Origin of the sequence: Hymenobacter sp. ISL-91 (genome assembly GCF_018613725.1) — a bacterium.
Taxonomy (GTDB): Bacteria; Bacteroidota; Bacteroidia; order Cytophagales; family Hymenobacteraceae; genus Hymenobacter.
In genome coordinates this window covers 1-14,348 of sequence record NZ_JAGGPS010000022.1, presented here as the reverse complement: position 1 = coordinate 14,348, position 14,348 = coordinate 1, and the positions used below count along the sequence as shown (strand labels likewise).

Here is a 14,348-nt window from a genome sequence, read left to right as displayed (position 1 = left end):
CAGCGCCTTTGGAGGTATGGTTGGAAAACGACCTGCATTCTGCTGAGTAACCTTTCTGCTGCCGCACAGAGGAAATAATGGGGGGCGGCAGATGAAGTACAGCTGCTGCTGCTCGTCTGGCATGAAGGGCGCAAGCGAGGAGTATTGTGTGCCTGCTTTGTGCAAGTTGTCCGAATGGCAGCATATTGTGGAGGGGTATACTGGCATGGGCGCGTGTCGGACGCTCTTTTCGTCCGGACTTTCCCTGTCCAGCCACGACCTTCGTATGCCTACTTCTATCCTATAGCTCTTACATGCCCCAGGCTCTATTACCCTTCGACTTGCTGCCCGTTTTCAACGCCCAGCCTGGCGCCACGCTGTTGCTCTCGCCGGAATGGGTTGTTGTAGCCGTCAGCGACGACTATCTGGCCGCAGCGCAGACCCAGCGGGACATCATTGTGGGGCAGTTCATCTTCGATGCCTTTCCGGACAACCCTGATACCCCCGACGCCAACGCCGTGGCCAACGTGCGGGCCTCCCTGGCCCAGGTGATGGCCACCAGGCAGCCGCACGACATGGCCCCGCAGCACTACGACGTGCCGGACCAGTCGCGCCCCGGCCGGTTTCTGGAGCGCTACTGGAAGCCGCGCCACACGCCGGTGTTCGACGACGCCGGGCAGGTGCGGTTCATTATTCAGTCGGTGCAAGACATTACCGCCAGCTGGCGGGCCGAGCAGGGGCTGCGCGAAAGCCAGGCCCGCGAGCAGGTCGCCCAGGCCGAGGCCGAAACGCAACGCCAGCGCCTCTACAACGTGCTCATGCAGCTGCCCGCCCAGGTAGCCGTTTACCACGGCCCCGACCACGTCTACCAGTTTGTCAGTCCCAATTATCAGCGCATGTTTCCGCACCGTTCCTTTTTGGGGCGGCCGTTTCGCGAAGGCATGCCCGAAGCCGAGGGCTTGGGGGTTGTTGCCCTCTTCGACCAGGTATACCAAACCGGGGAGCCGTACTACGGCCACGAGATGGAAGGCTGGTTTGACTTTGCCGGCAACGGCCGGCCGGAGCAGCTCTTCTTTGAGCTTTCCCTGCACCCGCTGCACAACGTCCGGGGCGAAATCGACGGGGTGCTGGATTTCAGCTACGATGTAACTGAACAAGTGCGAGCCCGCCAGCAGGTGCAGCAGCTCAACGATGAGCTGGAAGCCCGCGTGCAGCAGCGCACCGCAGAGCTGGAAGCCGTCCGGGCCGAGGTAGAGGAGCAGCGCAACCGCCTGCTGCGCCTCTTCGGCCAGGCCCCGGCCCACATCAACCTGTTTTCCGGCCCCAACCTGGTATGGACTCTGGTGCACCCTGCCTCCCAGCGCGTAATGCCCCACCGCCCGTTCCTGGGCCTGCCGCGGCGCCAGGCCCTGCCCGAGTTGCCCGATGCCCAGCACGCGTTGTTTGAGCGCGTGTACCGCACCGGCGAGGCCGCGTACGCCCCGGAGGAGTCCCGCCGCCTCGACCTGCACGGCAACGGGGAGATGCACGAGGAGTTTTTCGACATGACCGTGCAGCCCACCTACGACGCGGCCGGGTAGATAGAAGGCGTGATGAGCTTTGCCGTGAACGTGACCGAGCGGGTACGGGCCCGGCAGCGCGCCGAAGCGCTCCAAGCCGAAGTGCTGGCCGCTGCCCGGTGGAAGGCCCGGGAGCAGCAGGATTTGTTCCAGATATATGCCCAGACGGAGGCTTTGGTGGCGCTGATGCGTGGGCCCGGCCACCGGTACGAATACGTGAATCCGGCGTATCAGCGGTTTTTTCCTGGTCGGTCGCTAATGGGGCATGAGGTGGCCGAGGTGGCCCCGGAGATGGTGGAACAAGGCTTTGCGGCGCTGCTGGACGAAGTGTACCGGAGCGGCGAAACCTTCTTTGGCAAGGAGCTGCTGTTTACGCCGCCACCACCGGCGGGACAGCCGGCGCGCCCGGCCTACTTCAACTTCACTTACCAGGCTTACCGCGAAGGGGGCGTCATCACCGGCGTTTCCGTGTTTGCTTTTGACGTAACGGAGCAAGTGGAAGCCCGCCAGCAGCGCGAAGCCGAGCGCCAGCAACTGCAAGCTGTGTTTGCCCAGGCGCCGGTGGCCGTAGGCGTGTTTCGGGGCGAGGACTACGTATTTGATATTGTTAATCCGTTGATGGCCGCGATGGTGGGCCGCCCGCTGGCGGAACTGATAGGAAGACCCTTTTTTGAGGCGCTGCCTGAACTGCGCACCCAAGGGCTACCTGCCGTACTGCACGACGTGCGTCGCACCGGTATCCCGTTTGTGGCCGAAGAGCGAGAATTTCAATTAGCCCACCACCGGCCGGGCCAGCCCGGGTACTACAATTTCGTGTACCAGCCCCTATGGGCCGACGATGGCCAGGTAACCGCCGTTGTGTGCGTGGCCATCGACGTGAGCGAGCAGGTGCGGGCCCGCCGGCAAGTGCAGGACCTGAACGAGCAGCTGCAGACCACCAACCAGCAACTGCAGGCGACCAACGAAGAGCTCAACGGCAGCAACCAGCAACTGGTGCGCACCAACGTGGACCTCGACAACTTCATTTACACGGCCAGCCACGACCTCAAAGCGCCCATCTCCAACATCGAAGGCCTGCTTTACCTGCTGCAGGAAGAGCTGCCCGCTGCTGTGGCCCAGCACCCGGATGTCAGCCCTATTCTTACCCGCATGCTCGACGCGGTGGAGCGCTTTCAGCGAACCATTGAGCACCTGACCGATGTGAGCAAGCTGCAGAAGGAGAATACGCCCGCCACCACCCTGGTTAACCTGGCCGCTGTGGTCGAAGACGTCCGGCAGGACCTGCAGCCCCAGCTACAGGCAGTCGGTGCCAAGCTTTTTACCGACGTATCGGCGCTGCCGCCCGTGCAATTCACCGAAAAAAATCTGCGCAGCATCGTCTACAATCTGCTCAGCAACGCCGTCAAGTACCGGCATCCCGCCCGCACGCCCCACATCGACGTGCGGGCCCACGTGCGCCCGGGCCACACGGTGCTCGAAGTGCACGACAATGGCCTGGGCCTGGATGAGGCTCATTTACCGCGCCTGTTTACCATGTTCCAGCGCTTCCACAGCCACGTTGAGGGCACGGGCATTGGGCTCTACATGGTTAAGCGCATGGTAGAAAACGCCGGGGGGCGCATGGAGGTGCACAGCCAGCTTGGGGCCGGCACTACGTTCTTCGTCTTCCTGCCACATTCGGCTACTCCTACCGGGCAGGTTTTTCCTGCGTATCAGCCTTCCTGATAGCGTGGTTCTCTTCGCGGTACGCTGCTCTGCGCGCTTCCTGCTTGTGTGCTACCGCCGTAAGCTAGACGCGCTAAAGATGCCTCGGCTACGCTCAGCAGGATATTCTTGCTGACTTTGGAGCTGTTTAGAAAGTCAAAAGTGTGTCATCCTGAGCTTGCGAAGCACCTGGGAAGAAACCAATTGAACTGATGACACCTGCCCGAAGCAGTTGGTTGGAACGTTGCTGGAAGCCTGAAAAAGCGCGCCTATATGCCTTCAGCAGGGGCCGTTACCGAATCCATGGTTTCTTCGGGCTGGAGCTCAGGAAGCTCGGGGGCCAGCTCTTCGGCCTCGGCCGCTCCCAGCGGCTCCGACTCCACCTGAATAGTGTCGGGCTGAATATCGAACAGGGTAGGGGCAGCGGCTTCCAGGTTTTCATCGGCGCCATCGTCGCGGGGCTCGGGCGTCGGGCGGGAGCGGGTGGTCGACTCGGGTGCGGCTGGTGGGCGGGCGTAGTGCTGCACGGCCCAGCCCCCCGCCCCGATGCCCGCCAGCAACCCCAGCACCAGCGCCACCCGCGGCCACTGCAACTGCCAACGGCCCTCGGGCAGGCGCGGCACAGCAGCAGCAGCAACTGCCGCCCGGGGCCGCGCAGGGGCAGCGGTTGAAGCGGTAGCTGCCACCGGCACGGCTACCGAAGCAGTAGGAGGTGGCGTGGTTGCCGCAGGGCGCGTTTGAAGCTGCGCTACCTGCTGGCCCAGCTGCTGCATGCGGGCCTCCAGCTCGCGGTTGCGGGTTTCAGCCTCCTGGCGCGAGGCCGTAATGGCGGCGGCCAGTGCCTGCTTTTCCTGAGTTTCGGTGGCCAGCCGGGCCTGCAGCGCGGCCACTTCGGCGGCGGCCGATGGCGTGGCGGCCAACTGCTGCCGGAGCTGGGCAATGCTTTGCTCGCGGGCGGCTTCGCGGGCTTCCATTTGTAGGCGTTGCTGCTGTAGCTCGGCAAAGAGCTGCTGCCGGAGCTGCTCCAGCCGCTGTTGCTCGGCTGCTGTATCGGCCGGTGGCGCCAGGGGTGCCGGAGCCGGGCCGTAGGGCGGGTCGGCGGGCACGTCGGCAGCCCCTAGCCAGCTCCAGAGCTGCCGGGCTTTCTGCTCCCAGAATGGTGTTGGAGATGTTTCCTCCTCCTCTTCACTGAGGCTTTCTGCCCAGCGCTGCAGCAGGGTGTCGGACAGTAGCAGTGTGGTGGGCAGCTCCCGCAGTTGCTGCGGCAGGTGTTTAAGGGGCGTGCCAGGCCAGCCAGCCGGCTTGTTGGCTGAATTGGGACCAACACTGAAGCCTGCAACGGCTGCGGCCGGCACGGCTGGCAGCTCGGGCCAGGTGCCCAGCCAGGCAGCCAGCGCCGTTTGCTGCATCTGAGTGGAAGTGCCTGATGCTTTGGCGTCCGGTTGCAGCACTACCACCCGGCCCGGCAGCACGGCCACGGCCGGCAGCGTCAGCGTTTCAGAAACTGTGAGGTTGGCCAGCAGCAGCCCGGTTGCACCGTCAGCATCCAGTGCGTCGCCCAAAGCGGCAAACCACGTTTCGGCCGCGGCATCGGGGAAGGGGGCAAACGTGAGGCGGTGGAGCATAGCGGACAGGAAGGCCGAAGGGCAGAAACAGCATCTTCGGCCCTTAATTACGATGGATAACAGACAGAGTGGGAAATGTACGAACCTCAGAACGAAGCCCCACCCATGTGTCTGCCAAAACGGCCGCCCCGGCACCCCGGCCCGAAGTGTGCCGTACAAGGGGCCTATGGCTCCTTCTGATTCCTTTTTTGCCAAAAAGCCCCGCCCCGATGGCAAACCTGCCCTTTCGGTGCGCGAGCGGTTTTCGGCTCTTAAAAACCTGCCGGCCTTTTTGCGCCTGATTTGGCAGACCAGTCCGGCCCTGACGCTGGGCAACGTGGCGCTGCGCCTGCTGCGGGCGGCCCTGCCTGTCGCCATGCTCTACGTGGCTCAGCTCATCCTCGACGCCATTATCGGCCTGAGCCGCCAGCCGGCTCAGGCCCGGGAGCTGACGCCGGTCCTCACGCTGGTGGCCCTGGAGTTCGGGCTGGCCATTCTGTCCGACGCGCTGGGCCGGGGTGTGGCGCTGCTCGACTCGCTGCTCGGCGACCTGTTTGCCAACCAGACCTCCATCCGGCTGATGGAGCACGCCGCCGAGCTCGACCTCGACCAGTTCGAGGACAGCACCTTTTACGACAAGCTGGAGCGGGCCCGCCGGCAGACGCTGTCGCGCACCGTGCTCATGTCGCAGGTGCTCAGCCAGGCCCAGGATGCCATTACGATGGGTTTTCTGGCCGTGGGGCTGGTGGCGTTCAATCCCTGGCTGCTGGTGCTGCTGCTGGTGGCCGTGGTGCCGGCGTTTCTGGGCGAGTCGCACTTCAACGAGCGCAGCTACTCGCTGGTGCATGGCTGGACACCCGAGCGCCGCGAGCTGGACTACCTGCGCCAAACCGGCGCCTCCGACGACACGGCCAAGGAAGTGAAAATCTTCGGCCTCTCGACCTTTCTCACGGATAGATTCCGCACGTTGTCCGACGACTTCTACCAGAAAAATAAGGCCCTGGTGGTGAAGCGGGCCGGCTGGGGCACGTTCTTCGCGGCGGTGGGCGCGGCGGGCTATTACGCGGCCTACGTCTACATTATTATGCAGGCCGTGGCGGGCGTGGTCAGCATTGGCCAGCTCACGTTTCTGGCCGGTTCGTTTGCCCGCATGCGGGGCCTGCTCGAAGGAATTCTGAGCCGCTTCAGCGCGGTGGCCGAAGGGGCGCTGTACCTGCAGGATTTCTTCGATTTCTTCCAGCTCCAGCCCCGCATCCGCCGCGACGAAAGCCAGCCGGTGCGGCCCTTCCCCAACCCCATCCGCGAGGGCTTCACGTTTGAAAACGTGGGCTTTAAGTACCGCAACGCCGAAAAGTGGGCCTTGCGCAACCTCAACTTCCGACTGCGGGCCGGCGAGAAGCTGGCGCTGGTGGGCGAAAACGGGGCCGGCAAAACCACCATGGTGAAACTGCTCTCGCGCCTCTACGACCCCACCGAAGGGCGCATCCTGCTCGACGGCCACGACCTGCGCGACTACGACCCGCGCGAGTTACGCCAGGAAATCGGCGTTATTTTTCAGGATTTCGTGCGCTTCCAGCTGCCGGCCGGCCAGAACCTAGCCGTGGGTCGTATCGAGCAGCAGCATAACCGTCCCCGCATCGAGAAGGCTGCCGCCCAAAGCTTGGCCGATTCGGTAATTGCCAAACTGCCCGCCGGCTACGACCAGATGATTGGCCGCCGCTTCAACGGGGGCGTAGACCTGAGCGGCGGCGAGTGGCAGAAAATTGCCCTCGGCCGCGCCTACATGCGCGACGCCCAGTTGCTGATACTCGATGAGCCCACCGCCGCCCTCGACGCCCGAGCCGAGTACGAGGTCTTCCAGCGCTTCAACGACCTGACACGGGGCAAAACGGCCGTCCTCATTAGCCACCGCTTCAGCACCGTGCGCATGGCCGACCGCATCTTAGTCATCGAGAATGGCCAGTTCGTGGAAATCGGCAGCCACGAGGAATTGCTGGCCAAAGGCGGGCGCTACGCTGAGTTGTTTAAGCTGCAGGCGGCCGGGTACCGGTAGTAGTTGTGTATTTTACCCGCTAACCCGCCAGCAGTCTGCCGGCCGGGCCAATCCGGTAAGCGCCCAGTAAGTCTGAAGTCGCCGGCCGCCGCCACCCTGCCTCTGAACGGTAGCAGCGGGGCCTCTTTCTGCGTAAATAATACGAATCGGCCCTGCGCACAGGCCTTGGTCACAAAACCGTAAGACAAGCCATACATGTATAAAGTAAAGCAACTATTCCTGGCAAGCACCTTCAAAAAAGGTATTGTAATTCCGAGCCTGGTATTTATTATGTCCGTTACTTTGATTGCCAGCTTCTTTCCGAATACGGCTGCTATTTTATTGTCGAATACACAAAACTGGATATTCACTAATCTTAACTGGTTGTACGTATGTTCGGTAACGATATTCGTATTTTTTCTATTAATTCTCTTTTTCAGCAAATATGGCTCTATCGTACTCGGGGATGACGATTCGGTTCCGGAGCACTCTTTTTTTTCTTGGGTATCCATGCTGTTTGCGGCGGGCATGGGCATTGGTCTGATGTACTTTAGCGTCGCAGAGCCAATATCCCACTTTTCCGAGCCAGCTTTCAGTGAGCTAAGCGAAGTTCAGCGCGCCAAAAACGCGCAAATATTTACCTTCTTCCATTGGGGAATTCATGCCTGGGCTATTTATGCGGTTGTGGGATTGGCTCTGGCTTATTTTACTTACCGCTACAAGCTGCCTTTATCGTTGCGTAGCTGTTTTTATCCGATTCTGAAAAACAGGGTAAATGGAGTAGCCGGCGATATTATCGATTCTTTTGCCTTGTGTAGTACTTTTTTTGGTATTACTACCACGCTGGGCTTCGGCGTAGTTCAACTCAATGCGGGGTTGGTAGAAGTAGGTGTACTGCAGGGGAAGGGCTTTGGCTACCAGGCAGCTATTATTTTAGTGATAATGATTATTGCCATTTTATCAGCAACTTCCGGAGTAAATAAAGGAGTTAAGTTTTTGAGTCAGCTCAATATTGTGAGTGCTATTGCACTGATGCTGTTTATTCTGATTTTAGGCCCTACGGTTTTTTTGCTTGGCTCATTATCCGAAGGAATCGGCTACTACTTAACGCAGTTTCTACGCCTTACATTTGATACGCATGCTTATGAGCCGGCCAGCCAGCCCTGGTTTTTTAAATGGACGATTCTGTACTGGGCCTGGTGGATTTCATGGTCTCCCTTTGTGGGGCTGTTCATTGCCAATATATCGCGCGGCCGGACCATCCGCGAGTTTATAGGCGCTGTCCTGATCATTCCAACTGCCTTCAACTTTATATGGATGACCGTGTTCGGCAACAGTGCCATCTGGCTTGACCAGCACGCGGCGGGCGGGGTGTTGAGCCAGATGGCCGACCGGACCGACGAATTACTGTTTAAGTTTTTGTCCTATTTACCGTTTTCGGGAGCAAGTAGCATTCTTGCCATATTTATAATTTTTATATTCTTCGTCACGTCGGCCGATTCGGGTATTTTCGTGATGAATACAATTGCTACTAACAATGCAAAAAAGTCCCCGAAATGGCAGTTAGCTTTCTGGGGCGTGCTGTTGGCATTGTTAGCGCTGGTGCTGCTAAATGCGGGCGGACTAGGGTCGTTGCAGACAATGACGCTCATTACGGCCTTGCCATTTTCAGTAATTATGATTCTGTTCTGTTATAGTCTGGCGCGGGGGCTGATTGTGGACGACTATTATCATACGAAAGGATTTGCACCCGCCGCGCACAATTGGTCGGGCGAGCTATGGAAAGAGCGGCTTACCAGAATACTGGCCTTTAAAAGTCAGACTTTGGTCGATGATTTTATTCTTCAAACTGTTTCTCCGGCGCTGGAAGATCTGGCCGGAGAGCTAAACCAGAAAGGAGTAGTAGCTGCTATATCCAGCACGGGCAGTCCGACCCGGGTGGCCCTCACTATTCGGCACGAGCTGATAGAAGATTTTGTATATGGAGTTGCGAATCAGCCAAAAATAATATCTGATTTTCTGGTGAATGAGGATAACATTCCGAGTGCTCAGGACAGTAAGACGTATATTCCAATAACTTACTTCGGCGACAATAGATTAGGCTATACGATTGAGTACTTCACAAAAAATGAAATAATTGCCGACGTGCTTAAACAATACGAACGGTTCCTGCAGCTTTCCTCAGAAGTAAAAAACGAAATATTTACCGATGCCACGCTAAAGCGCCGGTAGCAGTTAAGGCCGATAACAAGTCGCGTGAAACTGCTAAAGCGTAGTTCTTTCTGGCATATTTCGTCTGGAGCGTGCTGGGGCAATTACAACGGTGTCGTGCATTTTATTGCCGACAACAGACGCCAATACCATAGCCGCGCAACGGTAGCCGGCTGCCTGGGCGTAAGCATGTTCTGCCACACCAGGCAAACCCTGACTTTTGATTCAATCCTATGCCCCACATGCCCCAACCTCTCACTGAAACCGACCTCATCCACCTGCGCCACTGCTTGCAACTGGCCGAAGAAGCCTTGCAGGCTGGCGACGAGCCGTTTGGCTCGGTGCTGGTGGGTGGCAACGGCGAGGTACTAGCCACGGCCCGCAACCGCGTAAACGAGTTGAATAACCTGGCCCACCCCGAACTGGAGCTGGTGCGCTGGGCCGGCGAAAATTTGTCGGCTGAAGAGCGGGCGGGGGCCACGGTGTACACCAGCGGCGAGCATTGCCCGATGTGCGCCGCCGCCCACGGCTGGCTGGGCTTGGGGCCCATTGTGTACCTGAGTTCGGCCCAACAACTGGAACAGTGGCTGCAGGAAGCCGGTGCGCCGGCCGCGCCCATTACGTTTCTGCCGGTGCAGGAGCTGGTACCCGGCCTAGAGGTGCGAGGCCCCGGCAGCGGCGACCTGCTCCAGCAGATAAAAGCGCTGCAGCTACGCCACCAGGCCCAGTCCGAAAAATAAGTATTCGACTCTTGGGCGGCCTGCGGCCATTCTGGTGCAGGTGAGGCCTGATAAAGTAAAAAATTAGGGTTTTTTCGTCTGACAGTCAATCGATAAGCGCGCCGGGTTTCGTAGTTTAGTAAACACGCCCCATCAATTTTCATGCGCTTATGAACTGGACGATTACTTTACTAGGCAGCGCCAGCATGCTGCTGTCGGGGTGCCTGATGTCGCAGGAGGCCCGGGTCGAATCTGACTACAGCTATGCCGGGCAGTTCCGGCGCTACCGCACCTACGAGTTCGTGAGCGGCGAAGGCCTCAACTCCGACACCAGCCGGCTGGGCGAGGCCCTGCGCGACGCCATTCGTACCCGCCTCAAAGTGCAGGGCTACCGCGCATCCCGCCGCAAGCCCGACCTGCTGGTAAGCTTTCATCTGTTTGAAGGGGATATGCGCTTTCGCGGCTACCAGCAGGACGATTTCACTAAGTGGGTGAACAGCGGCAACGCCGAGGACGAGGACACGCCTAAAGACGCACGCAAAGGTTACCAGCCCGTGCGGCTGCTGCTATCAGAAGGTACGCTGCTCGTTACGCTCATCGACAACCGCACGAACAAAGCCATCTGGAACGGCTATGCCTCGGGCGTGAGCGTGCCGGCCGGGCCGCGGGGCGAAATAGTGCTGCGCCGCTCGGTGCGCTCTATTTTCGATCAGTACCATGTGTTTACGGCCGGTTATTTAAGTGGCCAGAACCCGGTTGGCCCCGACGAGGACTAAGCTGCTGGCATTGGCCGCCGAACCAAACACCTGCTTCAGTAGTTTAGGCCTCAGCGTAGGCCCTGGCAGTAATTTCGGGGTCTGAACAATAGAAGAAGGCAGTTGCTGCCGGCCCTTGGGTTGGAGCAATAGCACTACCTTCGTGGCAGTCTGCCAATGGGCGGCTACCTGATTTCACCTCCGTAGCAGAGTAGCTCTGCTGCTGTTCTACAGCACCAAAGCCGCATGAGCACCAAACCCCTTCGGTTTACCAACGTCCAGCGTTCCACGTTTTTTGCCACAGTTCGCGAGCGGGCCGATGCCCATTTCCGCGACAACAACCTCTCGCGCCACGCCAACGGTGCTATGTGGGCCAAAACCGCCTTTTTCCTGGGCTCCTTTGTGCTCACCTACGGGCTGATTATCTCCAACCAGTTCAGCGTGCCCGTTATGGCCGGGCTGGCGGCGCTGCTTGGGGCTATCTGCGCCTTTATCGGCTTCAATGTGTGCCACGATGCGCTGCACGGTTCGTTTTCGGCCAGCAAGCGCGTAAACAAGGGCCTGGGGCTGATTTTCAACCTGATCGGGGCCAGCCCCTACGTGTGGAACATCACCCACAACGTGGTGCACCATACCTACACCAACATTGCCGGCCACGACGAAGACATTGAGGTAGCGCCCGGCCTGGTGCGGCTCGATGCCAGTGAGCCAGTGCGCCGGATTCAGCGGTATCAGCACTGGTATGCGTTTCTGCTCTATGGGCTGGCTTCGCTTTCGTGGGTGCTGCGCAAGGATTACAAAAAGTTTTTCCAGCCTAAAATCGGGCAGCAGGTGGCCAACCATCCGCGCCGTGAGTATTTCAACCTGTTTTTTTATAAGGCTATTTACTACGTGCTGTTTATTGTGGTGCCACTGCTGGTGCTCGATATTACGTGGTGGCAGTGGGCATTGGGCTTTGTGCTGATGCACTTTGTGGAGGGGCTGGTGCTGGGCCTCGTGTTTCAGTTGGCCCATGTGGTAGAAGGCACGGCTTTCCCGCTGCCCGACGAGCAGAACGACATGCGTGAGGCCTGGGCCGTACATCAGCTGCGCACTACGGCCAACTTCTCGCCCGACAGCCGCCTGGCCAGCTTCCTGTGTGGCGGCCTCAACCGCCAGATCGAGCACCACCTGTTTCCGAAGATCTGCCACATTCATTACCCGGCGCTGGCCAGCATTGTGCGCGAAACGGCCCACGAGTTCGACCTGCCTTACTTGGAAAACCCGACGTTTGTGGGGGCGTTGCAGTCGCACCGCCGGGTGCTGTGGCAAATGGGAGCCGGAGCATGGACTACGGCCCGGCAGGCGTCGCGGGCGCAGGTGGCGGCGTAGCCGGCCTGCCCGTTAGTAGTAGGAGCGAGGTTTCGGCTCTGCGCAATAAAAAGTACCTTCGGCCCGGTTTTGGCCCACCGAATGAACGTACTTTTTATGCGCCGCTCTATGAACACAATTTTCTCCCGGCGCTGGGTTGCCGGGCTGCTGGCGGGTTGCGCCGGCCTGCTGGCCGTGGGCTGCACCGCGCCCCGCGCCATTGTAAGCACCGGCAAAGTAACGCCCCGGGGCGAATTTCGGGTAGGCGGCAACCTGGCTTTCAACGTGCCCACCGAAACTATCAGCAAGGCGGGCTCCACGCTCAAATCGGCCGCCCGCGACCTGGCCCAGAAGTCCGCCAACGACACGGTGCGCTACAACGGAACGATTGAGAAGCTGCAGATAGCCGCCATTGCCTACGCCCTCGACCCCGTACGGCCCTCCTCCGACCTATACCTGCGCTACGGCGTTATCGACCGGCTCGATGTGGGCTACAAGTACGCGTTCGGCTCGCACGTATTCGATGCCATGTACCAGTTTCTGGGGCCGGTGGGCAGCGTGGAAAACCCCGGGGCCAGCCGGCCCGGCACCACCTACGCCAGCATCGGGCTGCAGTATGCCACCCAGCGCACCAAGCTGCCCAGCATCCCGTTTCTGGATGATGTGAATACGTTGCTGGGCTTCCGGGCCTCGCGCCACGACCTGCTAGTGCCGCTGGTGTTCAGTCAGTCGTTGGGAGCAGAAGAAGAAATCGGCGCCATTTCCTATGGTGTGGTGTATGCCCACACCTTCCTGCGGTACGGCCTCACCCCGGGCAACCTGTTCAATGGGCCGGGCAGCCAGTTTATAACGGGTAAAGTACCGGAGTTACCCACGGTTCGCCAGAATTTTGGCTCGTACGGAATATTCTTTAACGCCAAGCTCGGCTACCGCTACGCCTACGTCATTCCGGCGCTGTCGGTATATTACCAGAACTATGGCGAATACCGGCTGCTCAACAACCAAACTGCTAAGCTTAGCGGCCTCACCTTTATTCCGAGCCTGGGCCTGCAGTTCCGCATTCCCGGCTCCTCGCGGCGGTAGTAGACGATACTTACGGGCCCTCATAACGTCATCCAAGCAGCTCTTCAGCCGATGAAAATTCTGTACGGAGTGCCCGGCGAAGGGCTGGGGCACGCTACCCGTAGCAAAGTGGTTATCGGATACCTGCTCGACCAGGGCCACGAGGTGCGGGTAGTGAGCAGTTCGCGGGCCTACCAACTGCTGGCGGCGGCCTTTCCGGGAGGCGGGGTGCACGAGATAAAAGGTTTCCATCTGGCGTACAAGAACATCACGGTATCGAAGTCGCGGACGGCGGCCCTCACGTTGCGCTCGGCCCCGGAAAGTCTGCGCGTTAACTTCGGCAAGTACCGCGAGCTACTGCGCGACTTCGAGCCTGAGGTAGTGATTTCCGACTTCGAATCGTTCAGCTACTACTACGCGCAGTGGAAAGGCCTGCCGGTTATTAGCATCGATAATATGCAGATAATCAATCGGGCCGTGCTGGATGTAGCGGTGCCGGCCGCCGAGCGGGGCAACCTGGCGCTGGCCCGCCGCTTGGTGCAGGCCAAGCTGCCGCGCAGCCAGCACTACCTTATCAGCACGTTTTTCCGGCTGCCGTTGCGCAAGGAGCGCACCACGCTGGTGCCGCCTATCCTGCGGTTCGAGGTGCTGGCTCTGGCCCCGACGCGGGGCCGCCATGTGCTGGTGTATCAATCAGCCACTACCCAGCAAAACCTGGTAGCCCAGTTGCAGCAGCTGCCCAACCAGGAGTTCCGGGTGTATGGCTTCAACCGCGAAGAAACCCACGGCAATGTGCAGTTGCGGGCCTTTAGTGAGGCCGGTTTCCTGGCCGACCTGGCCAGTGCCCGGGCAGTGGTAACCAACGGCGGCTTCTCGCTCATCAGTGAGGCCGTATACCTGCGCAAGCCCATCTGCGCAGTGCCTATTCCGGCGCAGTTCGAACAGTTTCTCAACGCCGCACAGGTGGAGAAGCTCGGCTACGGCCGCCACTTTGCCACCATCAGCCCCGATAATCTTCGGGCCTTCCTCTACGATTTATCGGGCTTTGAAGCGGCCCTACAAACATACGAGCAGCACGGCAACCAGGCGCTATTTACGGCATTGGAAGAAGTGCTGGCGGGTATCAGCCCGACGTAGGGGCGGGGCTTGTCCCCGCCCGCCGTTCGCGCCACTGCCACGGTACTCGTTCAACGACAACCGTTCAACGGCGGGCGGGGGCAACCGCAGGACAGCGCAGCTAAGCCCCGCCCCTACACCGTGCTTGTAACTTGAGTTATCCTAACGAAAAGCTAACAGCCAACAGCTCAAAAGACATGACTGAACTCGAACGCCTGCTCCATGCCTACGACCAGCACCGCGCCGCGGGGCGGGCC

At 59.8% G+C, this 14,348-nt stretch carries 10 protein-coding genes; 9 read left to right on the top strand and 1 reads right to left on the bottom strand.

What is annotated here, in order from left to right; translation table 11 throughout:
* Nucleotides 1-293 precede the first annotated feature (293 nt).
* Together J7E24_RS09615 and J7E24_RS09610 are read left to right on the top strand one after the other, a co-directional pair.
* Entirely contained in the window at nt 294-1,559 is a 1,266-nt protein-coding gene (locus tag J7E24_RS09615; protein ID WP_215137528.1) for a PAS domain-containing protein, read from the top strand.
* A 12-nt stretch (nt 1,560-1,571) separates the two neighbouring features.
* Complete coding sequence (locus tag J7E24_RS09610) at nt 1,572-3,263, top strand: ATP-binding protein (protein WP_251047134.1); 1,692 nt, start codon at nt 1,572-1,574, stop codon at nt 3,261-3,263.
* A 248-nt stretch (nt 3,264-3,511) separates the two neighbouring features.
* Here J7E24_RS09610 and J7E24_RS09605 read toward each other — a convergent pair whose 3' ends face one another.
* Complete coding sequence (locus J7E24_RS09605; protein ID WP_215137524.1) at nt 3,512-4,867, bottom strand: hypothetical protein; 1,356 nt, start codon at nt 4,865-4,867, stop codon at nt 3,512-3,514.
* 166 nt (nt 4,868-5,033) lie between these two features.
* On the opposite strand from J7E24_RS09605, the gene J7E24_RS09600 reads away from it, so the two are divergent.
* From J7E24_RS09600 to J7E24_RS09570, 7 genes are all read left to right on the top strand, one after another.
* Entirely contained in the window at nt 5,034-6,899 is a 1,866-nt protein-coding gene (locus J7E24_RS09600; RefSeq protein WP_215137522.1) for an ABC transporter ATP-binding protein, read from the top strand.
* 195 nt (nt 6,900-7,094) lie between these two features.
* A complete protein-coding gene (locus J7E24_RS09595; RefSeq protein ID WP_215137520.1) occupies nt 7,095-9,110 on the top strand; it encodes a BCCT family transporter in 2,016 nt (671 codons plus the stop codon).
* Between the two features lie 221 nt (nt 9,111-9,331).
* Nucleotides 9,332-9,829, top strand: a complete 498-nt coding sequence (locus J7E24_RS09590; protein ID WP_251047130.1) for a nucleoside deaminase — start codon at nt 9,332-9,334, stop codon at nt 9,827-9,829.
* A 149-nt stretch (nt 9,830-9,978) separates the two neighbouring features.
* The gene (locus tag J7E24_RS09585; RefSeq protein WP_215137516.1) at nt 9,979-10,584 is read left to right on the top strand and encodes a DUF4136 domain-containing protein; all 606 of its coding nucleotides are present in this window, start codon (nt 9,979-9,981) and stop codon (nt 10,582-10,584) included.
* Between the two features lie 225 nt (nt 10,585-10,809).
* Nucleotides 10,810-11,934, top strand: a complete 1,125-nt coding sequence (locus J7E24_RS09580) for a fatty acid desaturase family protein (protein WP_215137514.1) — start codon at nt 10,810-10,812, stop codon at nt 11,932-11,934.
* Nucleotides 11,935-12,042: 108 nt separating this feature from the next.
* Nucleotides 12,043-12,996 (top strand): hypothetical protein, encoded by a 954-nt coding sequence (locus J7E24_RS09575; RefSeq protein ID WP_215137512.1) that lies wholly within the window; start codon nt 12,043-12,045, stop codon nt 12,994-12,996.
* Between the two features lie 51 nt (nt 12,997-13,047).
* Nucleotides 13,048-14,112: an MJ1255/VC2487 family glycosyltransferase gene (locus J7E24_RS09570; RefSeq protein ID WP_215137510.1), complete on the top strand. Its 1,065-nt coding sequence runs from the start codon at nt 13,048-13,050 to the stop codon at nt 14,110-14,112.
* Nucleotides 14,113-14,348: the final 236 nt, after the last annotated feature.

Coding starts and splice junctions, on each gene's coding strand:
- J7E24_RS09595 (WP_215137520.1), top strand. CDS start 7,095: ATGTATAAAGTAAAGCAACTATTCCTGGCAAGCACCTTCAAAAAAGGT.
- J7E24_RS09605 (WP_215137524.1), bottom strand. CDS start 4,867: ATGCTCCACCGCCTCACGTTTGCCCCCTTCCCCGATGCCGCGGCCGAA.
- J7E24_RS09610 (WP_251047134.1), top strand. CDS start 1,572: ATGAGCTTTGCCGTGAACGTGACCGAGCGGGTACGGGCCCGGCAGCGC.
- J7E24_RS09575 (WP_215137512.1), top strand. CDS start 12,043: ATGAACACAATTTTCTCCCGGCGCTGGGTTGCCGGGCTGCTGGCGGGT.
- J7E24_RS09580 (WP_215137514.1), top strand. CDS start 10,810: ATGAGCACCAAACCCCTTCGGTTTACCAACGTCCAGCGTTCCACGTTT.
- J7E24_RS09600 (WP_215137522.1), top strand. CDS start 5,034: ATGGCTCCTTCTGATTCCTTTTTTGCCAAAAAGCCCCGCCCCGATGGC.
- J7E24_RS09590 (WP_251047130.1), top strand. CDS start 9,332: ATGCCCCAACCTCTCACTGAAACCGACCTCATCCACCTGCGCCACTGC.
- J7E24_RS09570 (WP_215137510.1), top strand. CDS start 13,048: ATGAAAATTCTGTACGGAGTGCCCGGCGAAGGGCTGGGGCACGCTACC.
- J7E24_RS09585 (WP_215137516.1), top strand. CDS start 9,979: ATGAACTGGACGATTACTTTACTAGGCAGCGCCAGCATGCTGCTGTCG.
- J7E24_RS09615 (WP_215137528.1), top strand. CDS start 294: ATGCCCCAGGCTCTATTACCCTTCGACTTGCTGCCCGTTTTCAACGCC.